Source organism: Streptomyces sp. NPDC020422 (assembly GCF_044386705.1).
GTDB lineage: Bacteria > Actinomycetota > Actinomycetes > Streptomycetales > Streptomycetaceae > Streptomyces.
Genome location: NZ_JBIRVJ010000007.1, coordinates 15323 through 38925, shown reverse-complemented (window position 1 = coordinate 38925; position 23603 = coordinate 15323). Strand labels below are relative to the sequence as shown.

The 23603-nt window shown below is 73.1% G+C and carries 27 protein-coding genes; 14 read left to right on the top strand and 13 right to left on the bottom strand.

Translation table 11 applies throughout. From position 1 onward, the window contains the following. Positions 1–4 precede the first annotated feature (4 nt). The 4 genes from meaB to ACH414_RS19725 all read left to right on the top strand — a co-directional run bounded on the left by meaB (position 5) and on the right by ACH414_RS19725 (position 2516). The gene (gene meaB / locus ACH414_RS19740) at positions 5–997 is read left to right on the top strand and encodes a methylmalonyl Co-A mutase-associated GTPase MeaB (RefSeq protein WP_391767833.1); all 993 of its coding nucleotides are present in this window, start codon (positions 5–7) and stop codon (positions 995–997) included. A gap of 153 nt (positions 998–1150) precedes the next feature. Then, positions 1151–1567, top strand: coding sequence for an STAS domain-containing protein (locus ACH414_RS19735; RefSeq protein ID WP_386570029.1), 417 nt, complete (start codon positions 1151–1153; stop codon positions 1565–1567). A gap of 42 nt (positions 1568–1609) precedes the next feature. Beyond that, positions 1610–2002 (top strand): STAS domain-containing protein, encoded by a 393-nt coding sequence (locus ACH414_RS19730; protein WP_382537349.1) that lies wholly within the window; start codon positions 1610–1612, stop codon positions 2000–2002. Between the two features lie 16 nt (positions 2003–2018). Next, positions 2019–2516, top strand: a complete 498-nt coding sequence (locus tag ACH414_RS19725) for an ATP-binding protein (protein ID WP_398942658.1) — start codon at positions 2019–2021, stop codon at positions 2514–2516. On the opposite strand, the gene ACH414_RS19720 is transcribed toward ACH414_RS19725, so the two are convergent. Continuing rightward, the gene (locus tag ACH414_RS19720) at positions 2461–3366 is read right to left on the bottom strand and encodes a SigB/SigF/SigG family RNA polymerase sigma factor (protein WP_391767831.1); all 906 of its coding nucleotides are present in this window, start codon (positions 3364–3366) and stop codon (positions 2461–2463) included. The genes ACH414_RS19725 and ACH414_RS19720 overlap by 56 nt on opposite strands. 139 nt (positions 3367–3505) lie before the next feature. Here ACH414_RS19720 and ACH414_RS19715 point away from each other — a divergent pair, with 139 nt between their 5' ends. Both ACH414_RS19715 and ACH414_RS19710 read left to right on the top strand, forming a co-directional pair. Further along, positions 3506–3958 carry an ATP-binding protein gene (locus ACH414_RS19715; RefSeq protein WP_382537358.1) on the top strand — a complete coding sequence of 151 codons (453 nt, stop codon included), beginning with the start codon at positions 3506–3508 and terminating at the stop codon, positions 3956–3958. Between the two features lie 84 nt (positions 3959–4042). Further along, entirely contained in the window at positions 4043–6988 is a 2946-nt protein-coding gene (locus ACH414_RS19710) for a HAMP domain-containing protein (RefSeq protein WP_398942655.1), read from the top strand. A 7-nt stretch (positions 6989–6995) separates the two neighbouring features. On the opposite strand, the gene ACH414_RS19705 is transcribed toward ACH414_RS19710, so the two are convergent. Then, positions 6996–9242, bottom strand: a complete 2247-nt coding sequence (locus tag ACH414_RS19705; protein ID WP_382549108.1) for a SpoIIE family protein phosphatase — start codon at positions 9240–9242, stop codon at positions 6996–6998. A 137-nt stretch (positions 9243–9379) separates the two neighbouring features. On the opposite strand from ACH414_RS19705, the gene ACH414_RS19700 reads away from it, so the two are divergent. Next, positions 9380–9595: a DUF397 domain-containing protein gene (locus ACH414_RS19700; protein WP_382549110.1), complete on the top strand. Its 216-nt coding sequence runs from the start codon at positions 9380–9382 to the stop codon at positions 9593–9595. 110 nt (positions 9596–9705) lie between these two features. Here ACH414_RS19700 and ACH414_RS19695 read toward each other — a convergent pair whose 3' ends face one another. The 8 genes from ACH414_RS19695 to ACH414_RS19660 all read right to left on the bottom strand — a co-directional run bounded on the left by ACH414_RS19695 (position 9706) and on the right by ACH414_RS19660 (position 15764). Then, positions 9706–9954: a DUF6253 family protein gene (locus ACH414_RS19695; RefSeq protein WP_382549111.1), complete on the bottom strand. Its 249-nt coding sequence runs from the start codon at positions 9952–9954 to the stop codon at positions 9706–9708. A 4-nt stretch (positions 9955–9958) separates the two neighbouring features. After that, on the bottom strand, positions 9959–10768 hold the full coding sequence (locus ACH414_RS19690) for a maleate cis-trans isomerase (RefSeq protein WP_382549113.1): 810 nt from the start codon (positions 10766–10768) through the stop codon (positions 9959–9961). A 12-nt stretch (positions 10769–10780) separates the two neighbouring features. After that, complete coding sequence (locus ACH414_RS19685; protein ID WP_382549115.1) at positions 10781–11491, bottom strand: transglutaminase family protein; 711 nt, start codon at positions 11489–11491, stop codon at positions 10781–10783. 18 nt (positions 11492–11509) lie between these two features. After that, positions 11510–12646 (bottom strand): acyl-CoA dehydrogenase family protein, encoded by a 1137-nt coding sequence (locus ACH414_RS19680; protein WP_382549170.1) that lies wholly within the window; start codon positions 12644–12646, stop codon positions 11510–11512. A 98-nt stretch (positions 12647–12744) separates the two neighbouring features. Beyond that, positions 12745–13119 (bottom strand): ectoine synthase, encoded by a 375-nt coding sequence (locus ACH414_RS19675; protein WP_382549117.1) that lies wholly within the window; start codon positions 13117–13119, stop codon positions 12745–12747. A 131-nt stretch (positions 13120–13250) separates the two neighbouring features. Continuing rightward, on the bottom strand, positions 13251–13520 hold the full coding sequence (locus tag ACH414_RS19670) for an acyl carrier protein (protein ID WP_382549119.1): 270 nt from the start codon (positions 13518–13520) through the stop codon (positions 13251–13253). Further along, positions 13517–14974, bottom strand: a complete 1458-nt coding sequence (locus tag ACH414_RS19665) for a class I adenylate-forming enzyme family protein (protein ID WP_386570022.1) — start codon at positions 14972–14974, stop codon at positions 13517–13519. Before ACH414_RS19665 ends, ACH414_RS19670 begins: the two co-directional genes overlap by 4 nt. A gap of 334 nt (positions 14975–15308) precedes the next feature. Then, positions 15309–15764, bottom strand: coding sequence for a MarR family winged helix-turn-helix transcriptional regulator (locus tag ACH414_RS19660; RefSeq protein ID WP_382549122.1), 456 nt, complete (start codon positions 15762–15764; stop codon positions 15309–15311). Positions 15765–15893: 129 nt separating this feature from the next. On the opposite strand from ACH414_RS19660, the gene ACH414_RS19655 reads away from it, so the two are divergent. The 4 genes from ACH414_RS19655 to ACH414_RS19640 are packed head-to-tail and all read left to right on the top strand — an operon-like array spanning position 15894 to position 17850. Then, positions 15894–16307 (top strand): DMT family transporter, encoded by a 414-nt coding sequence (locus tag ACH414_RS19655; protein WP_398942650.1) that lies wholly within the window; start codon positions 15894–15896, stop codon positions 16305–16307. A gap of 60 nt (positions 16308–16367) precedes the next feature. Next, positions 16368–16685 carry a DMT family transporter gene (locus ACH414_RS19650; protein WP_382549126.1) on the top strand — a complete coding sequence of 106 codons (318 nt, stop codon included), beginning with the start codon at positions 16368–16370 and terminating at the stop codon, positions 16683–16685. Positions 16686–16693: 8 nt separating this feature from the next. Beyond that, positions 16694–17182: a nucleoside deaminase gene (locus ACH414_RS19645; protein WP_382549128.1), complete on the top strand. Its 489-nt coding sequence runs from the start codon at positions 16694–16696 to the stop codon at positions 17180–17182. Continuing rightward, entirely contained in the window at positions 17179–17850 is a 672-nt protein-coding gene (locus ACH414_RS19640; protein ID WP_382549130.1) for a DsbA family protein, read from the top strand. Before ACH414_RS19645 ends, ACH414_RS19640 begins: the two co-directional genes overlap by 4 nt. A 247-nt stretch (positions 17851–18097) precedes the next feature. Here ACH414_RS19640 and ACH414_RS19635 read toward each other — a convergent pair whose 3' ends face one another. Together ACH414_RS19635 and ACH414_RS19630 are read right to left on the bottom strand one after the other, a co-directional pair. Beyond that, positions 18098–18715 carry a phosphoribosylanthranilate isomerase gene (locus ACH414_RS19635; protein ID WP_382549134.1) on the bottom strand — a complete coding sequence of 206 codons (618 nt, stop codon included), beginning with the start codon at positions 18713–18715 and terminating at the stop codon, positions 18098–18100. An 81-nt stretch (positions 18716–18796) separates the two neighbouring features. Continuing rightward, entirely contained in the window at positions 18797–19876 is a 1080-nt protein-coding gene (locus tag ACH414_RS19630) for a hypothetical protein (protein WP_382549136.1), read from the bottom strand. A 193-nt stretch (positions 19877–20069) separates the two neighbouring features. Between ACH414_RS19630 and ACH414_RS19625 the strand changes: the two genes are divergently transcribed. The 3 genes from ACH414_RS19625 to ACH414_RS19615 all read left to right on the top strand — a co-directional run bounded on the left by ACH414_RS19625 (position 20070) and on the right by ACH414_RS19615 (position 22396). Next, positions 20070–20444 carry an SAV_915 family protein gene (locus tag ACH414_RS19625; RefSeq protein WP_382549138.1) on the top strand — a complete coding sequence of 125 codons (375 nt, stop codon included), beginning with the start codon at positions 20070–20072 and terminating at the stop codon, positions 20442–20444. A 14-nt stretch (positions 20445–20458) separates the two neighbouring features. Further along, on the top strand, positions 20459–21793 hold the full coding sequence (lysA, locus tag ACH414_RS19620) for a diaminopimelate decarboxylase (RefSeq protein ID WP_398942646.1): 1335 nt from the start codon (positions 20459–20461) through the stop codon (positions 21791–21793). A 63-nt stretch (positions 21794–21856) separates the two neighbouring features. Then, positions 21857–22396 carry a hypothetical protein gene (locus ACH414_RS19615; protein ID WP_382549142.1) on the top strand — a complete coding sequence of 180 codons (540 nt, stop codon included), beginning with the start codon at positions 21857–21859 and terminating at the stop codon, positions 22394–22396. Positions 22397–22432: 36 nt separating this feature from the next. Here ACH414_RS19615 and ACH414_RS19610 read toward each other — a convergent pair whose 3' ends face one another. Beyond that, positions 22433–23560, bottom strand: a complete 1128-nt coding sequence (locus ACH414_RS19610; RefSeq protein WP_391767823.1) for a sugar ABC transporter permease — start codon at positions 23558–23560, stop codon at positions 22433–22435. Positions 23561–23603: the final 43 nt, after the last annotated feature.

Here is a 23603-nt window from a genome sequence, read left to right as displayed (position 1 = left end):
CCCCATGGCGATCGACATCGACACGTACGAGAAGGGTGTGCGGGAGGGGCGGCGCGCGCTGGTGGCGCGCGCCATCACCCTCGTCGAGTCCACCCGGCCCGCCCACCGGGCGCTGGCCCAGGAGCTGCTGACCCGGCTGCTGCCGCACAGCGGCCGGGCCCGGCGGATCGGGATCAGCGGGGTGCCCGGGGTGGGCAAGTCCACCTTCATCGACGCCTTCGGCACGATGCTCACCGGCCTCGGGCACCGGGTGGCGGTCCTCGCCGTCGATCCGTCCTCGACGCGGACCGGCGGCTCGATCCTCGGCGACAAGACGCGGATGGAGCGGCTCGCGGTGGACCCGGCGGCGTTCGTCCGCCCCTCCCCCAGCGCGGGCACGCTCGGCGGTGTCGCCAAGGCGACCCGTGAGTCGATCGTGGTGATGGAGGCCGCCGGGTACGACGTGATCCTGGTGGAGACGGTCGGCGTCGGGCAGTCGGAGACGGCCGTCGCGAACATGGTCGACTCCTTCCTGCTGCTCACCCTGGCCCGCACCGGCGACCAGCTGCAGGGCATCAAGAAGGGCGTCCTGGAGCTCGCGGACGTCGTGGCCGTGAACAAGGCGGACGGCCCGCACGCCACGGACGCCCGCGCGGCGGCCCGCGAGCTGTCGGGCGCGCTGCGCCTGATGCACGGGCACGACGCCGTGTGGACGCCGCCGGTGCTGAGCTGCAGCGCGCGCGAGTCGACCGGTCTGGACACGGTGTGGGAGCGGCTGGAACAGCACCGCTCGCTCCACGACGCCACCGGCCGTCTCGCGGCGAGGCGCCGGGAGCAGCAGGTCGACTGGGCCTGGACGATGGTCCGGGACGAGCTGCTGGGCCGGCTGCACGCCGATCCGGCCGTCCGGGCGCTCGCCCCCGAGGTGGAGCGGGCGGTCCGGGACGGCGAGCTGACGGCGACGCTGGCGGCGGAACGGATCCTGGGCGCGTTCCGCGAGGGCACGGCACGGGACTGACACCCGCGGCGCGTGGTCGCGGCCGTGGCGGGATATTCCGGATATGGGCGAGGTATGCGTCCCCCGATTCCGGGCATTCGCTCCGTGGAGGCGCCTGTTCGTGCCTCCACGGTACGGCCGTACCGTTCGGCAGCCCGCGAAGGGGGCGCCGTGATGAGCGGGAAGGGCGATCCGGGCCCGGGGACCGACGGGCCCCCGCCGGTCCGGGGCGAGGCGCGCACCTACCGCGCGCCCGCGGGCCACGCATGGGTGGTCCGCGAGCCCCCGCCCGCGCCGGACACCGTGATGCTCTCGGCGACCGGCGAGTTCGACGTGGACACCGTGTGCTGTCTGCGCCGGGCGCTCGCCGAGGCCCGCCACGAGGGGCCGCGCCGCACGGTCCTGGACATCTCCCAGGTCGGCTTCGGCGACTCCTCGTTCCTGCACGAACTGGTGACCGCGCACTTCGCCGGCCACCCCTTGGTCCTGGCGGGTCCGGTCCCGCGGCAGCTGCGGCAGCTGTTCACGATGACCGGGACGCTGCGGCTCTTCACCATCGTCCGGGATCGCCGGAGCCTGGATTTCGCCTGATCATGGAGGAACCCGTCACGCAGGGAAGGAGGCGCCCCGCTCATGCCCTCGATGAAGCGCGAGGAACGCGCCGACGAGACACAGCGGCTCGGCGTTCTGACGCGCCCCGGGTCGCAGGCCGACACGGTCGTGCTGGCCGTGACGGGGGAACTGGACCACGACACGGCGGCCCCCCTCCGGGAGGCCCTCGACGGCGCCGGGACGTCCTCCCGGATCGTCGTCGACTGCTCGGGCCTGCGCTTCTGCGACTCGACCGGTCTCAACGTGCTGCTCAGGGCGCGGCTGCGGCTGGTGGAGGGCGGTGGACGCCTCGACCTCGCGGGGCTGCGGCCCCCGGTGGACCGGATGTTCGAGATCACCGGCGCGCGCACGGTCTTCCGGGTGTACGAGGATGCCGCGGAGGCCCTCGCCGACGGCCGCCGGCCGGGCGAGTGACGGCGGCGGAGGCGACATGACGAGTCAGGAAGGCACCCGGGCCACGGGCGGGGCCGGGGCCGCGGGTCAGATCCGGCGGCTGGTCCTGCACGGTGCCACCGGCGCCGTGACCCGCTGCCGGGACTTCACCGCGACCGCGCTCACCGACTGGGGCTGGTTGCCGAGTGCGACCGACGAGGACCGGGAGCGGGCCGACGACGTGCTGCTCCTCGTGTCGGAGGTCGTCACCAACGCCTGCCTGCACGCGGGCGGCCCGCAGGAACTGGTGCTGCGGCACGGGGACGGACTGCTGCGGGTGGAGGTCTCGGACCCGAGCCCGGAGCACCCGCGGCAGGGCCTGCCCCGCTCGCCCGCGCTGCCCGGCGGGCACGGTCTGATGGTGCTCGACCGGCTCGCGACGGCCTGGGGCTCGGCGGCCAAGCCCGACGGCTCGCCGGGCAAGGTGGTGTGGCTGGAGGTCAGCCGTCCGTCGCCGCCGCCGTGGCTGCGCCCTCGTCCAGCAGACCCCGCCTGAGCTCGCCGAGGATCCGGGCGAGCAGCCGGGAGACGTGCATCTGGGAGAGGCCGAGCCGCTCGCCGATCTGCGTCTGGGTGAGTTCCTCGCCGAAACGCAGCGACAGGATGCGCCGGTCCCGCTCGTCCAGCCGGGCGATGAGCGGCTTCAGCGCTTCGAGGTCCTCGATCAGCTCGTAGGAGGGCTCGGCGGTGCCGAGGTGCCGCGAGCCGAGGAGCGAGGCGTCCCCGTCGTCCGCCAGGGTGGTCTCCAGGGAGCGGGCGGTGTAGCCGTGGGCCGCGATCTCGCCTTCGGCGACCTGTTCCTCGGTGGTGTGGAGCTGGGCGGCGAGTTCGGCGCGGCTGGGGCGGCGGCCGAGCGTCTGTTCCAGCCGGTCGGCCGACCTGGCCAGCTCGATGCGGAGCTCCTGGAGGCGACGAGGAACCCGGACGGCCCAGCTGGTGTCCCTGAAGAAACGTTTCATCTCTCCGACCACCGTCGGCAGCGCGAAGGCCGAGAACTCGATTCCGCGACCGGGGTCGAAGCGGTCGATCGCCTTGATCAGGCCGATCGTGCCGACCTGGACGATGTCCTCGCGCTCCTCCGGCCGGTGCCGGAAGCGGCGGGCCGCGAACTTCACCAGGCTGAGGTTGAGCTCCACCAGGGTGTTGCGCACGTACGCGTACTCCGGCGTCCCTTCCTCGAGCGACGCCAGCCGGTCGAGCAGCGCGGCGGACAGCGTCTTCGCGTCGTCCGTGGAGACCAGGGTCGGGCGGTCGACCTCCGGGAGTCCTTCCAACGCCTCGCGGCGCGTGTCGGCCCCGGCGGAGGGACGGCGTGCTGTGGGGGTGCGGATCTCAGGCGCGGACATGAGGCTCCTTCGACGGTGGCAGTGGGCCTGCGCCGGGCCGGAGAGGCCTGCGACGGGGGTCCGTCGGGACGAGTGTCCTGAGAGAAGGATTCCCGCTTTGGGTGGGTTTGACACGAGAAGGCGTGGACAGCCGCAGGACATGGCCACCCGAGAGGAGCATTCGGCGCTGGACCGCTCCCTGCGGTACGACCTCTCGATGGGGCCCGGCGTGGCAGCCCACTGCCGCGATCTCACCCGGAGGGCACTGCACGAGTGGTTCGGTGCCGCCGGGGCGCCCGGCGCGCAGAGCGCCGAGGACGTCCTGCTGCTGGTGTCCGAGGTGGTCACCAACGCCTGCACACACGGCGGCGTCCCCTACGAGCTGCGGCTCGACCGCCGCGGGCCGGCGATGTGGGTCCAGGTCAGCGACACCAGCCCGGTGCGTCCACGCCCGCACGGCCCGCACCGGGCGGTCCGCGCCTCGGGGCACGGCCTCTACCTCCTCCAGCGGCTCGCGACCCGCTGGGGCTCGGTGCCCCGGGGGCCCCTCGGCAAGACGGTCTGGTTCGAGGTCGAGCTGCTCCCGCGGGCCCCCACGGCGCCGCAGGCCTAAAGTGGAGGCGTGGGGCGTCCCGGGTACGCCCGCCCAGCCGCTTCCGCCCCTCACGCCGCGTCCCCTCCGCGTACGAGGTCGTCCATGGCAGCAGCACCCGGAGCAACACCCCGCGACCCGGGGACGTCGCCCGACGGCGGCCTGATGCGGCTGCTCGCCGGGCTGACCGCCGTACGGGACGGGGATCTGTCCGTACGGCTCTCCCCGGGCTCCGGCGGTCCGCTGGGGGAGATCGCGACGGTCTACAACGACATGGTCGACCGGCTCTCCCTGCTCACCTCGGAGGTCACCCGTGTCGCCGGCGAGGTGGGCGGCCAGGGGCTGCTCGGCGGGCGGGTCCGCCAGCCGCGGGCGAGCGGCGTGTGGCGGGAGCTCACCACCGGCGTGAACACCATGGCGGACAACCTCACCTCACAGGTGCGCTCGATCGCCCAGGTCGCCACCGCCGTCGCCCGCGGCGACCTCACGCAGAAGATCCGGGTGGACGCGCGCGGCGAGATCCTGGAGCTGAAGGAGACCATCAACACGATGGTCGACCGGCTCTCCTCCTTCGCCGAGGAGGTCACCCGGGTGGCCCGCGAGGTCGGCACCGAGGGCAAGCTCGGCGGCCAGGCCACGGTGGGCGGGGTCTCCGGCACCTGGAAGGACCTCACCGACAACGTCAACTCCATGGCCGACAACCTCACCAACCAGGTCCGCAACATCGCCCAGGTCACCACCTCCGTCGCCCAGGGCGATCTGACCAGCCGGATCGACGTGGCCGCCCGGGGCGAGATCCTGGAGCTCAAGACCACCATCAACACCATGGTCGACCAGCTGTCCTCGTTCGCCGCCGAGGTGACCCGGGTGGCCCGCGAGGTCGGCACCGAGGGCAAGCTCGGCGGCCAGGCGGAGGTGGAGGGCGTCTCCGGCACCTGGATGCGGCTGACCGAGAACGTCAACGGGCTCGCCGGGAACCTGACCCGACAGGTGCGGGCCATCGCCGAGGTGACCAGCGCGGTCGCCGAGGGCGACCTCACCCGTTCCATCACCGTCGACGCGCCCGGCGAGGTCGGCGAACTGCGCGACAACATCAACGCGATGGTCGAGTCGCTGCGCGCCACCACCCGCGCCAACGAGGAACAGGACTGGCTCCAGACGAACCTCGCCCGGATCACCGGGCTGCTCCAGGGCACCCGTTCGCTGCCGGAGATCGCCGAACTGATCATGGTCGAGGTGCCGCCGCTGGTCTCCGCCCAGTACGGCGCGTTCTTCGTGGTCGAGAACCCCGAGGAGGCCGAGGAGGGCCCGGACGGAGCCCGTCTGGTGCTCGCCGCCTCCTACGGGCTGCCCTCCGGGCCGCCGCGCAGGTTCCGGGTCGGCGAGGGGCTCGTGGGGCAGGCCGCCCGCGACCGGCGCGCCCTGCTCGTCGAGCCCGTGCCCCCGGGGTACGCCACGGTCTCCTCCGCCGTCGGATCCGGCGATCCGGCCGCGCTCGTCGTCCTGCCGATCGTCGTCGAGGGCCAGGTGCTCGGGGCCGTCGAGCTCGCCTCGCTGCACCCCTTCACCGCCCTCCACCACGACTTCCTCAGCCGTTTCGTCACCAGCGCCGGCGCCGTCCTCAGCTCGCTGGTGGCCAATCTGCGCACCGACGAGCTGCTCGCCCAGTCCCGTAGCCTCGCCGACGAACTGCGCTCGCGCACCCAGGAGTTGCAGGCGCGCCAGCGGGAACTCCAGCGCTCTAACGCCGAGCTGCAGGAGCAGGCCGAGCTGCTCGCCGAGCGCAACGAGGACATCGAGTCGAAGAACCGGGTCATCGAACAGGCCCGCCAGGAGCTGGAGACCAGGGCCCAGCAGCTCTCGCGGACCTCGATGTACAAGTCCGAGTTCCTCGCCAACATGAGCCACGAGCTGCGCACCCCGCTCAACAGCCTTCTGATCCTGGCCAGGTTGCTCGCCCAGAACCCCGACGGGAACCTGACGGAGAAGCAGGTCGACTACGCCGAGGTCATCCACTCGGCCGGCTCCGACCTGCTCCAGCTGATCAACGACATCCTCGACCTGTCCAAGGTCGAGGCGGGCAAGATGGAGGTGCGGCGCGAACCGTTCGCCCTGTCGCAGCTCCTGGAGTACCTGGAGGCGACCTTCGGCCCCGTCGCGGACGAGCGGGGGCTCGACTTCACCGTCACCGTCGCCCCGGACGTGCCGGCCCACCTCACGACCGACGAGGCGCGGCTGCGCCAGGTGCTGCGCAACCTGGTCTCCAACGCGCTGAAGTTCACCGAGGAGGGCGGGGTCACGCTCACCATCGCGCACACCCCGCCCGACGAGATCCCCGCGGCGCTGCGCGACGGCCGGCCGGTCCTCGCCTTCCGGGTCGCCGACACCGGCGTCGGCATCCCCGCCGACCGCCTCCAGCACATCTTCAACGCCTTCCAGCAGGGCGACGGCACCACCGCCCGCGAGTACGGGGGCACCGGCCTCGGCCTGTCCATCAGCCGCGAGGTCGCCACCCTGCTCGGCGGCACCCTCGCGGTCGAGAGCACCCCGGGCCGCGGCAGCAGCTTCACCTTCCACCTGCCCGAGCGCACCGCGCCCCGCACGGCCGCCGCCCCGGGGGCGCCGGGCGCGTCCGCCGCCGCGGACCAGGCGCCCACGAGCGCGGCCGGGACCGAGGAGTCCGGCGCGACCGTGCTCGTGGTGGACGACGACAAGCGCAACGTCTTCGCGCTCACCCAGGTCCTGGAGGCGCACGGACTGCGGGTGCTCACCGCCGACGGCGGCCACCGCGCGCTCCAACTGCTCGACGGGCACGACGAGGTCCGGCTGGTCCTGATGGACATCATGATGGCCGGCATGGACGGCTACCAGGCGATCGAGGAGATCCGGGCGCTCCCCGGCCGCGCCGGGCTGCCGGTGATCGTCGTCACCGCCAAGGCGATGCCGGGCGACCGCTCCCGCGCTCTCGCGGCCGGCGCGGACGACTACCTCGCCAAACCGGTCGACGAGGCCGAACTCCTCGCCAAGGTCCGCCGCGCACTCGCCTCCTGACGTCCGGTCAGCCCTCGTCGGCGTCCTCGTCGGGCCCCCGCACCCGCACCGCGACGATGCTGGTGTCGTCGTCGGTGTCCCCCGTCGCCATGTGGAGCAGTCCGTCCACCAGCCGCTCGGGGACCAGCCGCCCCGCCATCCGCTCCGCGGCCGCCGCCAGCCGGGCGAGCCCCGGCCCCAGGCCGTCGTGGCGCCGCTCCACCAGGCCGTCGGTGTAGAGCAACAGGGTGTCGCCGGGACGCAGCCGGGTGCGCCGTTCCCGGTACGTGTACGAGGGGACCGCGCCGAGCAGGATGTCCTGCGGCGGTTCGAGCAGCCTGGCCCGGCCGTCCCGGATCAGCAGCATCGGCAGATGGCCGGCGCTCGACCAGACGAGTCCGCCGTCCTCGGGGTCGTACAGCGCGCACACGGCCGTGGCGGTGGACCCGCCGCCGGTGCGCAGCGTGACCTCGTTGAGCCAGCCCATCAGCTCCCTGGGGCTCCGGCCGGTGAAGGCGAGCGCCCGCTGGGCGTTGCGCAGGGCGACCATGCCGGTGACGGAGTCGATACCGTGCCCGGCGATGTCGCCGACGGTCACCAGGACCTTGCCGCTGGGCAGCGGCAGCACGTCGTACCAGTCGCCGCCCACCTGGTACTCCTGGGCGGCCGGCCGGTAGCGGGCGGCCACCGTGAGACCGCCCGGCAGCTCCCGCAGCGCCGTCGCCTCGGGGACGATGGCCTGCTGGAGCTGGAGGGCGAGCTGGTGGCGCAGTTCGGCCTGGTCGCGGACGGCGGTGAGGTGGTCGAAGGTGGCGGTCAGGGCGAGCTCGGTGCGGCGGGTGTCCGACACGTCCTGGTAGACGCCGACGAATCCGGTGACGGTGTCCCCGTCGAGCAGCGGCTCGGCGGCCACCCGCACATGCCGCACGGATCCGTCGGGGAGCACCACCCGCAGCACGGTCTGGGCGCCCGAGTGGTGCTCGGTGAGCGTCGTGAGCAGGCCGGTCAGGGCCTCGTCGTCCTCGCGGTGGATGCGCCCGCGCAGTGCGAGCAGCGGCAGCGGCGGCTCGTCGCGGGCCATCCCGAACATGCCGTACGCCTGCTCGGACCAGACCGTGTCGCCGCCGGTGAGGCTGTCCTGGAAGGTGGCGACGCTCTGCAGCCGGGCGACCGCCCGGCTGCTCGCGAGGCCGGGGTCGCCGACGGTGTGCCACAGGAGCACCGACCGCTCGTCGCCGACCGGCACCACCCGCACGTCCAGGAGCGGCCCCCTCGGCGGCGCGTCCGGTGGCGGGTGCAGGGGGAGCCGGGCGGCGCGCTGGGGGTGGCGGGTGTGGTGGGCCCGGCGGTCGAGGCGCGTGAGTTCGTCGTGGACCAGCGGGAAGGTCCTGGGCAGCGACCGGTCCTCGGCGGTGAGCGCCCCGCCGAGGACCTCGGTGGCGGCGTCGTTGGCGTGCTCCAGGAGCGTCTCCCCCGTCGGGCCGCCGGTGCGCAGCAGGGCGGCCGGGTGTGCGAGGGCGTCGAGGAGGTCGACCAGGGCGGGTGCGGCGGGCTCCTCGGCCTCCGGGAGGTCGAGCACGGCGCCGGCCACGTCCATGAGTCCGGAGACGGCTCGCCGTACCGGTCCGTCGAGCTCCATGGGACCCGGCCACCCGATCAGCGCCACCCCGGCCGGCGCACCGCGCCGTCTCAGCGGCAGCACCGCCCGCGAGGCGCCCGTCCCGGAGCCCGGCAGCGGCGTCCCGTCGTCCCCGCCTCCCTCCAGCCATACGGGCCCGTCGGACAGGGCGAGGCGGAAGGGTTCGGGGGCGGCCGGGGGGATCCAGCGCCAGGCGGCGGCCTCGGCGGCGCCGACCCCGGCGTATCCGACGAGCCGCAGGCACCCGGAACCGGCGCGCCGCCACAGCCACAGGCTGTCCGCGCCGAGCGGCGCGAGCCCCTCCTCCAGGAGCGTGCGGGCCCCTTCGGTGGCGCTCGGCGCCACCTCGGCGATCGCTGCCGTGAGGCGCAGCCGGCGGGCCTGCGGGGCGTCGGCGGGTGCGAGCAGCGGGTCGCCGGGCGCGGCGACCGCGTTCACGACGTCCGCCGCGAAGTCCCCGGCCGGCAGGCCGGTGGCCTCCGCGAGCGTCGCCAGATGCTCGGCGGCCTCCGCCGTCGACAGGCCGAGCTGGGCCGCGAGCACACCGGTCGCCAGGTCCACGAGGCGCCTCCGCGCGAGCTCGACCTGCGCCCGGCGGGTCTCGGATGCCCCCGGTCGCCCTGCGGAACCGGTCAAGACGACCTCCGATCTGCCCGCGTCGGGAAGCCGATAAGACCTCTTTGCCCCCTTTACGGAGTGTACGCGCGGGGCGCCGAGCGTTTGCGGGGGCCGACGGCCGCCGTGACGCTGGGTGGGAGAGGAGAACACCCACGATGAACAAGGACCCGCTGTACGCGCAGAACCTGACCAAGGCCGTCTGGTGGAAGAGCAGCCACAGCGCCGACGACGGCTGCGTCGAGGTGACCCGGCTGGGCGCCGGCGCCGTCGCCCTGCGCGACTCACGCAACCCCGACCGCGCGGACCTGCGCTTCACCGCCGCCGAGTGGGCGGCCTTCTGCGCGGGGGTGCGCGCCGGCGAATTCGGATAGCCGCCCCGCGGAGGCGGGCCGGGGCGGCGGCGAGGGGGCGTCGCCGGCAACGACGCGAAGAAGCGAGCGGCCCCGGGACCGGGACACCGGTTCCGGGGCCGCTCGTGGTCCTACCGGGTGGCGAGCTGCCGCCCGCCGACGCCCGCGGCGGGCTCCGGGACGCCGGGCGCGCACGCGCAGCCGGGTGCGACGGCGTAGCGGGTGAAGCCGGGGAGTTCCTCGGCCCGGCGCAGGCCGCCCTTGTGGAGGGTCACTCCGTAGACGTTCGGGCCGTCCTCGCGCCAGCAGACCAGGGGGGTGCGGTAGACGTCGCCCTCGGGGGTGGTGAACACGGCGACGTAGCCGTCGGCGGACAGCATCGGGTCACGCTTCCTTCGGTACGGTGCGGAACAGGCGCCCGTAGGCGGTGACCTCCGCCGCCGTCGCGGCGGCGCCGGCCAGGTGCAGGGCGTGCCACAGGACGACCTGGTTGGCGGTCAGGACGGAGAAGCCGAGCTCCTCCTCCAGTCCGCGGACGGTGCCGACGGCGCGGATGCCGTTTCCGGCGACGAGGATGGCCTCGGGGCGGGCGTCGGCGACGGTGGTGCGGATCCACTCCGACAGGTTCTGCGGGGTGATGGCGGTCTGTTCGGAGGGCAGGCCGACGGGGCCGTGGTGGACCACGTCGAAGCCCTGGGAGGCGAAGTAGTCCCGGCCCTGGGTGGAGAGCCGGTCGTCGAACCAGGGCGGGTTCACGATGGCGATCCGCTCGGCGCCGAGGGCGCGGAAGCCGGTGACGGCGGCCCTGGCGGTGCCGGTGATCGGTATGCCGCGGGTGACGGGGGCGAGGCGGGCGTAGAGCGCCTTCTCGCCGTCAGCGCCAAGGACGTACGAGGAGCTGGTGAAGCCGAGCACGAGTGCGTGCAGCGGCGAGTCGGCCAGGAGTCCCACGGCGTTGTCGACGGCCGGGGGCTCGACGAACGCCGCGATGGGGTCCTGGGGGATCTTCTCCGCGACCATGTGCCCGCCGGGGAGCATGCCGCCGAAGTCGATGCGGGAGGCGTGGATCGTCACCGACTGCGGGGAGACGGCCTGGAGTTCGGCCTCGGGCCCGATGTCGGCGGAGGGGACGACGACGCCGATGCGGGTGGTGGCGTCCCAGCCGTCGGCCGGCGGGGTGGTGGTGCCGCTCATGCTCACGTGTCCTTATCTGCCGGGGCGTGCGGTGGCGGCGGTGTCGGCCTCGGCGGCCAGGGAACCGCCCTTGACCGTGCCGCTGCCCTCGCTGCTCAGGAAATTGGGGTGCTTGGCGCGCATGGTGGACAGCACGAAGTCGTACGGCACGTCGTCGTAGGAGCCGTGGTCCTTGAGGAACTCCATGGCGCCCTTGCCCTCCTGGCCCGCGTACGGGTGGTAGAGGGAGTCGGCGGTGCCGTCGAACTCCAGCGCCTCCATGCCGTAGAGGCGGCAGAGCAGCTTGTTGAAGACGGGGGTGGCCTTGACCCACCGGCCGTCCAGGTAGACCTGGGTGAGGCCGTGGAAGAAGACGTCGCCGCCGATGTGGGCGATGAGCCGGGGGCTGGCCAGGTGGTTGCGGACGTCTCCGTAGACCAGCTTGGAGGGGATGCCGAGGGCGCGGACGGCGGCGGCGTACACGACCGACTTGTGCAGGCAGAAGCCCTGGCCGGCCTCGATGACGCTGGAGGCCTTGAGGCCCTGGGGGCTGAGGTCGGTGTCGTAGACCTCGTAGTCGAGGCCGTCGCGGACGGCGTAGTAGAGCTTCACCGCGTTCTCGCGCCGGTCGGCGGCGCGGTCGGTGACGACGGAGTCCACGAAGTTCTGGACCGCGTCGGAGTCGTGGTCGAGGAAGGCCGTGGGCCGGGTCAGGGCGGGCAGTTCGTCGAGGGCGATGCTCATGACGGGAGAGCTCCTAGCTCAGAGTCCGAGGAGGGCGGCCATGCGGTTGCGCTGGATCTCGCTGCTGCCCGAGTAGATGGTTCCGGCGACGGAGTTGCGCAGATCGCGTTCGATGCCGTGCGAGGTGAGGACGCCGCGCCCGCCGTGGATCTGGACGGCGTCGAGGGCGGTCTTCACGTTGGCCTCGGACACGACGATCTTCGTGGCGGCCAGGTCGAGGGAGATGTCCTCGCCGCGCTCGGCCTTGGCGCCGGTGTCGGCGAGCCACTTGGCGGCGGTCTCGACGGCGATCCGCATCTCGACGATCCGGTGGCCGACGGCCTGGTAGCTCGCGATGGGCTGGCCGAACTGGGTGCGCCCGGTGGCGAACGCGGTGACGGTGTCGAGCCGGTGGCGCATCTCGCCGAGGGTGATGGAGAAGGCGTAGAGGATCTCGCGCTTCATCACGTAGTCCAGGACGAGGAAGCCGCCGCCCTCGGCGCCGACCCGGTTGGCGACCGGAACGCGCAGCCCCTTGAAGCTCAGCCGGCCGAGGGGCGAGGTGCGCAGGCCCAGCTTGTCGAGGGGCTCGCCGATCTCCAGGCCCGGGGTGTCGCGCTCGACGAGGAGGCAGGTCAGGCCGAAGGGGCCGGGCTTGCCGGTGCGCACGTACAGCAGGAAGAGGTCGGCGACGGGGGCGTTGGTGATGAACATCTTGCCGCCGTCGACGACGTAGTGGTCGCCCTCGCGGACGGCGACGGTGGTGATGTTCATGGCGTCGGAGCCGCCGGTCTCCTCGGTGATGGCGTGCGCGGTGACGGCCTCGCCCGAGAGGATGCGGGGCAGATAGCGGGCCTTGAGCTCGGCGGAGCCGAACTTCTCCAGCGGGGTGGCGAGGGAGACGATCTGCGTCGAGGCGGAGAAGGCGATGCCGGCGTCCCGGCAGTGCCGGCCGAGGCCTTCCAGGACCTGCATGGTCTCGGTGAAGCTGCGTCCGGCGCCGCCGTGCTCCGCCTTGAAGGGGGTGCGCAGGATGCCGCTGTCCTTGATCGCCTGCCACTTGGCGCGGGAGAAGACGGCCCCGGCGTCCAGCTCCGCGAGGTCGGCGTTGAGGATGTCGGCGTAGGGGGCGACGAGTTCGGTGAGCGGGCCGTCCCGGTCGGTCGGGAGCGGCATTGCGTCGACGGTCAAGGTCTTCCTTCCTGGTGCGGGCGGGGCGGGCGTTCCCGGCCGGGCCGTGTCGCGCCGAAGTCCCGGCCGGGAACGGGGGCTGCCTAGTACTGGGAGAAGCCGTCCTCGGAGAGTCTGTGCTTCTCCTCGCCCGTCAGCGGGGGGTTGAAGACCGAGATGAGGTGCAGGTCCTCGTGCTCGGAGGCGATGAGGTAGTGCGGGTCGTGCTCGTCGAGGACGTATATCGTGCCCTCGGTGATCTTGAAGACGGTGCCGTCCTTGTGCACGACCGCGCCGGAGCCCGCGATGCAGTAGCAGGCCTCCAGGTGGTTGCGGTACTGGAGCGCGGAGTTGGTGCCCTTGCGGACCAGGGTCTTGCAGACGGTGAAGCCCATCTTGTCGGCCTCGGTCAGCAGCCGGTGGCTGGTGCCGTTGCCCCACTCGACCGGGGTGACGTCCTCGAGCGTGCGCGTGAACATGGCGTACTCCTCTACGGGATTCCTGATACGGGATGCCTGGTGCGAGATGCCTTGTACGTGGTGCGTGGTGCGGGAGTTGTCTGGTGCGTGGTGCGACCGGCGTCGTGCCCGCCGCCTGGTGCGGGGGACGGTCAGAGGGAGGTGTTGTCCGTGATCGTCCTGGTGATGGCGTCGATCGTGCGGAAGTTGTCCGGCCCGATCTCGATGTCGTCGACGGGGACGCCGTAGGTGGTGGCGATGTACTGGATGAGCTTCACGAGGCCCAGCGAGTCGACGACGCCCGACTCGATCAGCTCGTAGTCGCCGGGCAGGTCCTCGGCGGTGACGTCCTCGCCCTTCAGGTACTGCGTGAGCAGGTGGGCGCGGATCTCTCCGGCGATGTCCCGGGTGGGAGCGCTCATGCGCTGATCTCCTCCTTGATCTTGTTGCGGTCCGGCTTGCCGGTCGAGGTGCGCGGCAGCGGGATCTCGCTGATGCGGACGCTGGACGGAATGGCGTGGCGGGGCAGGTTCGCCCCCGCGTAGGAGCGGATGGCGAGGGAGTTCAGGCCGGCTCCGGCCCGCTTGGTGAGGCGGGCGTGCAGCCTGACTCCGGCTTCGGGGTCGGGAAGGGCGACGACGGCCGCCTCCTCGACGTCGGGGTGCTGGGCGAGGACGGACTCGACCTCCTGGAGGTTGGTGCGCACCCCGCGCACCTTGACCTGCCAGTCGGAGCGCCCTTCGAGGTGGTGCAGGCCGTCGGCGTCACGGGTGACGATGTCGCCCGTGCGGTAGAAGACCCGGCCCTCGCGCAGGACGAACACGTCCGGGTTCAGGGACTCCTGGAGGTATCCGGTGGTCTGGAAGGGGGTGCGGACGACGAGTTCGCCGGTGCCGGGGCCGGTGAGCGCGTTGCCCTCGTCGTCGAGGACGGTGGCCTCGACGCCGGGCAGCGGCCGGCCGATCGGGATCTTCCCCGGTGCGGTGCGCGGGTCGACGGGGTGCAGGAAGCTGTCGTTGGTCTCCGTGCACCCGTAGACGTTGTGGAACCGCGCGCGAGGAAACGATTCTGCCGCACGTGCCAGGAGATCCTGCGGTACGGCGTCCCCGGTGAGGACGACCTCGCGGACCGCCTCGAAGGCCCCCTCCCCCTCGGTGAGCAGGCGGTAGAGCAGCGGCACCCCCTGGACGAAGGTGACGGCGCCGTCCGAGACCAGGCGGCGCAGATGGGGCGCGTCGGTGGCCTTCTCCCGGTCGACGAGGACCACCCGGGCTCCGGCGCCGAGGAAGGTCCACACGTCGAGCAGGGCCAGGTCGAAGTTGAGCGGTGCGTACGACAGGGAGGCGTCCGCCGAGGTGATGCGGAACTCCCGGGCGGCCCAGGCGGCGAAGGCGTCGAAGGCCTCGGTGCCGATCGGCACGAGTTTCGGGGTGCCGGTGGAGCCGGAGGTGGTCAGGAGCAGCCGGGCCGTGTCGGCGGTGGGCCGGCCGAAGCCTGCGGCGGCGGCCGCGTCCTCGGCGTGGGCCAGGACGTCCAGGGTGCCGTCGGGCGAGGCCGAGAGCCTCGCCGAGACCCGCGCCTGACGGCAGATCCGGTCGAGGGCGTCCTCGCCGAGTTCGGGCGAGGGGGCCAGGACGACCAGCGGCCGGGCGAAGGCGGCGAGCATCAGGGCGACGGTCGCCGGATCCTTGCGGGCCGGTATGCACACCGGCCGGTCGGCCGGGAGGTCCGCGGCGCTCAGCCGCTCGGACCAGAGGGCCACCAGGCCGGCGAGTTCGCCGTAGGTCGTGTGCTGGTCGTTGAGGACGAGCGCCGTCGCGGACGGCTGCCGCTCGGCGTGGGCGGCGATGTTCTGGGCAAGGCTGGGCGATGGCACGTTTCCCCCGCATGGTCTGTCAGAGACTGGGCCAAGCACCATCGATTCGATCGAATCCTGCTTGATTCCCCTTCGAACCGATCTGCGCCGGACCAGACACTACCGAGTTTCCATGCAGGGTCAAGCATATACCGAGCGGTCGCGTTGTGACCTAGCTCACCGCTTGCACATACAACAATCAATCTAAGTCAAGATCATTAAAGGTGTGTCGCGGCCGCGTGAACGCAAAAAGGCCGCGCCCTTCCGTCTCCGCTGGATGGAGACGGTGGGAGGCGACGGCCGAGCAGGGCGGGGGTGCCCCGGGGGGACGGGGGTGCGTCTGGGGAGGCGCGGGTTACGCGGGGCGGGCGCTGCGGAGCGAGGCCACGGTGGCCGCGAGCGCGGGGTCGGCGCTCTGGGAGTTGAGCGCGCTGGAGAGCACTTCGGCGTAGGTCGCGCGGGCGGCGACATAACGGCTGCGCCCCTCCTCCGTGATCACCGCGTAGACGCCCCGCTTGTCGGAGGGACAGAGGTCCTTGAAGGCGTAACCAGCACCTTTCAGCCGCTCGACGAGGCGCGTGACCGAGGACTGCCCGAGCCCGATCTTGTCGGCGAGCTCCTGCATCCGCAGCTCACTGGTGGGGGAGGCGGACAGGTTCTCCAGGGCCCGGTACTCCGAGAGGCCGATGCCGTGCCGGCGCTGGAGCGCGGTGGCGAGCTCCCGCTCCACCCGGGCGTGCAGGGTGAGCACGCGATCCCAGACGGCCTGGTCCGAGGTGGGCGCGGGAGACGTCGTGGTGGCGTTGTTCATGTACCTCTCCTCTGAAGGGGGTTTGACAACAGGTTATATGACCATGCAAGATCCTAGCGAACTACGTGCCGAACCTAGGCTCTTCATGATCCTAAGGAACTTGCACGCACAAACAACTATGGAGGTCTTGTGTCCGCCGAGCAGACACAGAAGAACCAGAACATCGGCTGGGCCTGGCTGCTGTTCTCGTCGTTGTTCGAGATCACCTTCGCCCTCTCCACGGAGGCCACCCACGCCTTCACCCGCCTCGGCCCGTCGCTCCTCACGGCCGCGGCCGCCTCCTGTGGCATCTACACGCTCTCCCAGGCCCTCAAGTACGTCGACGTCGGCGTCGGTTACACGGTTTGGGCCGGCATCGGCGGTGTCGGCACCGTCATCTTCGGCACCCTGATCTACGACGAGCCCATGACCATCTGGAAGGTCGTCGCCTTCGTCCTGATCATCGGCGGCGGCACCACACTGCGCATCACGGACAAGATCGCCGCGGACAAGAAGGTCGCCGAGGAGCGCGTCGCCGAAGAGCGCGCCGAGGTCACGGTCTGATCCCCCGCTCCCCCGCCCCCGTACAGCCCCCTCCCCTTCCCACAGAGAGAGCCGCTTCCCATGACCTGGGTGTTCCTCGGTATCGCCATCGTCTTCGAGATCCTCTTCGCACTCGGCACCAACGCCACACAGGGCTTCACCAAGCTGTGGCCCAGCGTGCTGACCCTGCTCGCCGCGGCCGGCGGCATCTACACGCTCTCCCGCGCCCTGCTGGAGCTCGACGTCTCGGTCGGCTACACGATCTGGACCGGCATCGGAGGCGTCGGCACCGTCGTCTTCGGCGCCATCATCTTCAAGGAGAAGATCACCCTCGCCCGCCTGCTCTCCTTCGCCTCGATCATCGGCGGCGCCATCATCCTGCGCGTGACCTCCGTCTGAGCGCGGCCATGACGACCGCCGCGAAGGACCACCTGACCAAGCAGGTGGAGGAAGCAGTCCGGATCAGCCGCGAGCACGTCGCCGCCGGCGGCATCCCCTTCTCGGGCATCGTGGTCCGCCACGACGGCCGGGTCCTGGGGACCGGCTTCAACCGCGTCCGCGAGGATCGCGACGCCTCCGCCCACGCGGAGGTGGTCGCCCTGCGCAACGCCACCAGGCAGCACGGGTCGTTCGCCGTCCACGGGGCGACCCTGATCGCCTCCGGCGAGCCCTGCGCCCTGTGCTACCAGGTCGCCCTGTACTTCGGCGTCGAGCACATCGTCTACGCCGCCGACCGCAGGACCGCCGCCCAGTACGGCTTCGACTACTCCGGCTCGTACGGCATCTACCGCGCCGACCCGACCGAGTGGGGCATCAGGACCACCCACCTCCCGGTCGAGGGACACGAGACGCCGTTCCAGGAGTACCTGGTCAACCGAGGGAGCACCCACTCGTGAGCACCGACAACGCGGCCCCGGTGAAGATCCGGATCTGGTCCGACTACGTGTGCCCCTTCTGCATGCTGGCCGAGGGGCCGCTGGAGGAGGCCGTCGAGGGCCTCGACGTGGAAATCGAATGGAAGCCGTTCGAGCTGCGCGCCGAGCCCAAGCCGACCCTCCGCCCGGAGGACCCGTACCTGCCCGAGATCTGGAAGCGCGCCGTCTACCCGATGGCCCGCCGGCTGGGCGTGGACATCACCCTGCCCACGGTCTCGCCGCAGCCCTACACCCGACTCGCCTTCGAGGGCTGGCAGTTCGCCGTCGAGCACGGGCTGGGCGACGCGTACAACCAGCGCATGTTCCGGGCCTTCTTCCAGGAGAACCTGGACCTCGGGCAGCTCGACGTCCTCGTGGAGCTCGCCGAGGAGATCGGCCTCGACGGACCCGCGTACCGCAAGGCCCTGGAGGACGGCACATACGTCGCGCGCCACCAGGACGCCCTGCGGGAGGCCGAGGCGAACCGGGTGCAGGCCGTGCCGACCATCCTCGTCGGCGACACCCGCCTGGAGGGTGTGCCCAGCGCCGCGCAGCTGCGCAAGGCCGTCCTCGACGAGCAGGCCCGGCTCGCCGAGTCCGTCACGGTCGAAGGGGTGGTCTGTCGCGCCGACGGCACCGGCTGCGCGTAACGCGTCCCACTCCCCCGAGTTCCCCGGGTCCCGTGCCCCGGCGCGCCGTCCCCCGCCGCCGGGGCACGCCCATGCCCGCGCACCCCAGGGCCCAGGGAGCCGGGGAGCCGTGGCCCGGGCGGTCCAAGGGCATCGACCCGTGCGGGAGTTGACTCCACCTTCCTCTACAGCCGACAGTCCTGGAGTTCGGCATCCGCTACGAGTGGATGATGGTCGACTTCTGGGGCCGGGTGGCGCAGCGCGAGCGCTAGCCGGCGTCCGGCGCCGCCGACCTGGCGGCCGCGACGAACGCGCGGATGCGGGCGTGGTCCTTGACTCCGGGGGTGGACTCGACGCCGCTGGAGACGTCGACGCCCCAGGGACGTGCCTGCCGGATCGCCTCGGCGACGTTGCCGGGGGCGAGGCCGCCGGCGAGCAGCCAGTCGCCCTGGGGGCGGGCGGTGTCGAGCAGGGAGAGGTCCCAGCGGGAGCCGGACCCGGCGCGGGGCGAGTCGAGCAGCAGCACCTCCTCGCCGTAGGCGCCGACGCGGGTGTCGGGCCTCTCGGCGAGGGAGGTGGCCCGCCACAGCCGGGGGAAGGTGCGGGCCGCCTCGTCGAAGTCGGCCCTGGTGTAGGTGCCGTGCAGCTGCAGGGCGTCCACCCCGAGCTCGCGCGCCGCGCGGGCGGCGTCGGCGGCGGCGGTGTCGTTGACGACGAGGACGGACCGCACGTGGGAGGGCACGTGGGCGGCCAGGCGCACGGCCCGGTCCCAGTCGAGGCCGCGGACGCTGGTCCCGCTGATCACCAGGCCGACGGCGTCCGCCCCGGCCTCGGCGGCCACGTCGATGTCGGCGGTCGTGGCGAGCCCGCACACCTTGACGAACACTGCTTCTCCTTGCTCCGGGGACGGCCCGCCGAGCCTACTCCGAGGCCCGGGGCCGGGCGGGCGTGGGCCCGGCCCCGGGCGCTACGCGTCCTCGGGCTCCGGCACCTGCTCGTCGGCCGCGTAGGGGTGGACATAGCGGTCCTCGCCGAAGGGGGTGAACCAGGTGCCGAAGCCGACCGCCGGCAGCTCGTCCGCCGTGTCGTCGAAGAGCCGGTCGACGTCCTCGTCGTCCCCGTACACCTTCGAGGCGAAGCGCTCGAGCGCCGTGGCGACCCCGTCGTCCAGGAGGCCGTACAGGTCGAGCGTGACGTGCGCCTGCTCCAGCAGGAACTTCAGCACCAGCTCCTCGGCCAGGCAGCCCAGGCGGTCGAAGCCGCCGTCGGTGAAGCGGGTGGTGAGGGCGACGGCGGTCACGAGGAAGCGGCGGGCGAACAGCTCGTCGTAGCGGGCGGCGTAGCGCGGCGGGAGCTGGTCCAGGTGCCAGAGGTGCCCCTCGCAGCCGGCGACGTTCGTGTCCTCCTCGGCGAGCGCCTGCACGTCGTCGTACAGCTCGTCGATCAGGACCTCGGCGCCGTAGACCAGGGCTCCGGCGGCCAGTTCGGCGTCGCCGGCACAGACGCCGGAGCCGTCCGCCGGGTCGCCGGCGCCGAACACGGACGGCTCGAAGGACCGCAGCCGGGCGGCCATGGCCCGGATCTCGGCCTCGGGGTCGTGCGTCTCCCCCACCGTCTCGAACGGCTCCTCCGCCTTCTGCGCGAGCTGGGCGCGGCGAGCCTGCGGATCGCTCGGCGGGGCGTCCGGGCCGTCGGCGGCCTCCAGGCTCTCCCGGGCGAGATCGGTGTGCAGCTTGACCTCGCTGCTCTCCACGATCCATTCGGCCAGCACCTCGGAGCGTTCGAGCACCTCCTGGGTCACGGAGCCGACCGCGTCCTCGGCCACTTCGAGCGAGGGAGCCTGGACGAACACCTTGAGCACGGCCCCGCCCGGGTGGACCCCGACGACGACGTCGAGGACGTCGATCTCCACCCCGTCCGGCCCCTCGACCCCGGCCACGGAGTCGAACCCCCGGTCGAGCAGTGCTCCGGCCCCGACCCTGCGCAGCTCGTCCAGTTCGGGAGCACCGTCGGGTATGCACGTTTCCACGGTTACGACGTACGTCACGACGGAAAGCGTGCCAGCTCGGCGGACGCGGATCGAGGCGATCCGAGAAATCCCGCGGGCGAGCGGATCGCGTCAAACCCCCGTCAGGGGCGCGTCAGGGGCGGTACCGGACGAGCGGGGCGCGGGCGTACCTTCGGGGACGGCTCCGGCGCGAACGGCGCCGGGGCGTACGCCCGTTCCCGGGGAGGAACCCATGACCCACGTCCAGTGCGGAGACCTGTACGGCGACGATCCCGAGCCCTCCGAACGGGTGCCGGCCGGACGGCTCTGCGTCCCCGTCCGGCCGGCCGCCCACGGCTGCGCCGCAGCCCGTCTCTTCCGTACCCCCGTCGGGGTCCGCACGGCGGTCGCCTTCACGACGCCGGCCCGGCTGCGGGCCGTCCTCGGCGCCGGGCAGGAGTGGACGGAGCTGGCCGAGCCCGCGCTGCGGGCGCTCGTCCGTCCCCTGGGCGTCGACGTCCTGATCGTCGACCCGGCGCTGACGGCCCCCGCGGCCCCGGCCGCCCCGGACCGCGACCGGCCCCGGCCGGCCGCCGCCCGTCCCCTGACCGTCGTCTCCGCGCGCTGAAGGGCGGCCCCGCGATGACCGTCACGCCGCTCCCCCCGGTCGCCACCGCCTCCGACGACCTGTCCGTCTGGCCCGCGAGCACCGCCGAACGCCCCCACGGGCGCCTGTCCGTCGGCGGGGTGCCGCTCGACGAGGTCGCCGGGAGCCACGGCACCCCCGTCTACGTCCTCGACGAGGCCGAGGTGCGCGAGCGCTGCCGCACCTACCGGGACGCCTTCCCCGAGGCCGACGTGCACTACGCGGCCAAGGCGTTCCTGTGCCGCGCCCTCGCGCACTGGGTCGAGGAGGAGGGCCTCGGCCTGGACGTCTGCTCCGCCGGGGAGCTCGAACTCGCCGTCACCACCGGCTTCCCCGCCGAACGGATCCTGCTGCACGGCAACGCCAAGTCCCCCGAGGACCTGCGGACCGCGCTGCGCCTGGGCGTCGGCCGGATCGTCATCGACAGCCCCGTCGAGATCGCCCGGATCGCCGCCGCCGTCGGCCCCGGCGAGCGGCAGGGGGTGCTGCTGCGGGTCACCCCCGGCATCGGGGCGGGCGGCCACGCGAAGATCCGCACCGGTTCCGACGACCAGAAGTTCGGGCTCTCGCTGCGCGACGGCCACGCACAGCACGCCATCGCCCGCATCCTGGACCAGCCCCGGCTGCGGCTCACCGGTCTGCACTGCCACCTCGGTTCGCAGATCACCGACATCAGGCCCTATCTGGTCGCCGTGCGCCGGCTCGTCGGACTGATGGCCCGCACCCGGGACGCGCACGGGGTGGTGCTGACGGAGCTCGACCTCGGCGGCGGACACGGCATCGCGTACCGGCCGGGCGATCCGGCCCTCGACCTGACCGCGCTCGCCCGCCGGGTGCGGGCCGAGCTGGTCGAGAGCTGTGCGGGCGCCGGGCTGCCCGTGCCCCGGCTGATCGTGGAACCGGGGCGGGCCGTGACGGGCCCGGCCGGGGTCGCCGTCTACCGGGTCCTCACGGTGAAGGCGACCCCCGAGCGCTTCTTCGTCGCCGTGGACGGCGGGATGAGCGACAACCCGCGGCCGGCGCTGTACGGGGTGCGCTACGCACCGCGCCTGATCGGGCGTCGGTCCGAGGCCGCGCCGCGGCGGGCGACGGTGGTGGGGCGGCACTGCGAGGCGGGCGACGTGCTGGCCGAGGACGTGCGGCTGCCCTCGGACGTGCGCCCGGGCGATCTGCTGGCGGTGCCGGTGGCCGGCGCGTACCACCTGTCGATGGCGTCCTCGTACAACATGGTCGGCCGCCCGCCGGTGGTCGCCGTGTCGGACGGGGCGAGCAGGCTGCTGGTGCGGAGGGAGACACTCGCGGACCTCAGGGCCCGGGACGTCGGGTTGTAGGAGGGGACGGGAACTCCCCGGGGCCTCGGCACGTTCCGGAGGGCGACCTGATCATTGGAAGAAGTGAGCGCAGCCATGGCCATGGTGGGCCTGTTCTGGATCGTCGAGGGCGACGTGTACGTGGGCGCGAAGCCCTCCGGGCACGGTCCCGGGGTACGGCTGACCCCCGAGGCGGTGGTCGGGCTCGGCGACGGACAGTCCCGTCTGCACCTGTGGGAGGACGTCCGGGGCCTGACGGTCTCGGGCGTCCCCACGAAGACGCTGATGCGGCAGGTCGGCGCCGTCAAGGACCTGGCGATCGGCACGGTGATGGAACTCGCCCTGGCCGGCGGCGTCAGCCTGGGGGGCGAGGCCCCGCCGTTGCTGACGGTGGGGGTGGAATCCGCCGAAGGGGTCGACGAGTTGACGGCGTACGTGGCGGCGGCCCGGGGCTACTCCCCGACCGAGGCCGACCTCTCGCGCGCCCTGCTGTCCCGGCTCACCGAGGGCGCGGCGACCCTGGAGACCACGCTGGCGGCGATGTCGGACTGGGGCCGCGGCCGGGAGGGCGGCACGCCCCGGCGCGCGGAGCGCGAGGAGCTGCTGCGGGAGTGGCTCGGGTAGGGGCTGGTCCGGGAGGCGGGAGTTTCCGGACACGGCCTAGACGCTTCTCAGGTCGGCCTCGCCGCACAGGGCGGCGAGGCCGAGGGCCAGGAAGAAGTCGCCCCAGACCAGTTCGTGCCACACGGCCGTCCGGTCGGCCGTGTCGTAGCAGCCGTCCAGGAGCATGCCGCCGGGGCGGCGGCTGCCCGGTCGGGTGAGGTGGGCGTGGGCGAGGCGGTGCAGGACCGCCTCCGAGCGGACCGCGCAGGCGGCGGCCCAGGGCGCGCCGGGGACGAGGGCCAGTTTGCGCAGGGCGACCGCGGCGATGGCGGCGGCCGAGGTGTCCAGGGGCCCGTCGCGGTGCCGGGCGTGGGCGGGCGGGACGAGTGGACCGTGGAGGAACTGCCCGGTGCACAGGAGCTGTTCGGCCGCCTCGGCGAGGCGCTCGGCGCGGGCGGCGCCGCCGTGCAGCAGTCCGTCGGCGACGGCGAGCAGCAGCCAGGCCTCGCCGCGGGTCCAGCCGGGGCCCGGTTCGGCTTCGGGGGTCCAGACGGCGCCGGCCTCGTCGTAACGCCAGGCGGGCCGGGGGCGCCGGTGGTCGCCGGGCAGGCACAGTTCCAGGTGCCGGAGCAGATGGGCCTCGGCCGCCCGGTGCCCCTCGGGCCCGGCGCAGGCGAGCAGCGGTACGAGGCCGGGGACGCCGTCCGCGCGGGCCCGCAGCCGCTCCCCGCCGAGGGCCGCGCCCCAGGGGACCAGGCCGAGCCGCGGCTCCCAGGCGGCGAGCACCGTCCGGGCCGCGCGGGCCCGCAGCGCGGCGGCGTCCTGGTCGTCGACGGCCAGGGCCGTCCCGTACCAGAGGATGAGCCCCCGGGTCGCGGTGTCGGCGCCGACCCAGCGGGCGAGGCGGGCGGTGCAGGCGGACGCGGCGCGGGCGTCCGCGGGGGACGCCGGTCCGGCCCCGGCCCGGTGCCGGGCGCGCAGCCACAGCAGTCCGGCCCAGAAGCCGCCGGTCCAGGTGCCGCAGACGGTCGTGGTCCAGCGTCCGTCGCCGGGTTCGGCGTACAGCGGGAATCGCGTGCCGACCTGTTCGGCGGTGCGTCCCACCCGGTCCAGGAGCAGCCCGAGGGCCTTTCCGGCCCAGTCCGGCGGCGCGGCCGCCCCGCGCCCCGCGCGCTCGTCGCTCAACCGTGCCCCCCTTCCGGCCGCGCGCCCGGCGCCTCCGGTCGTA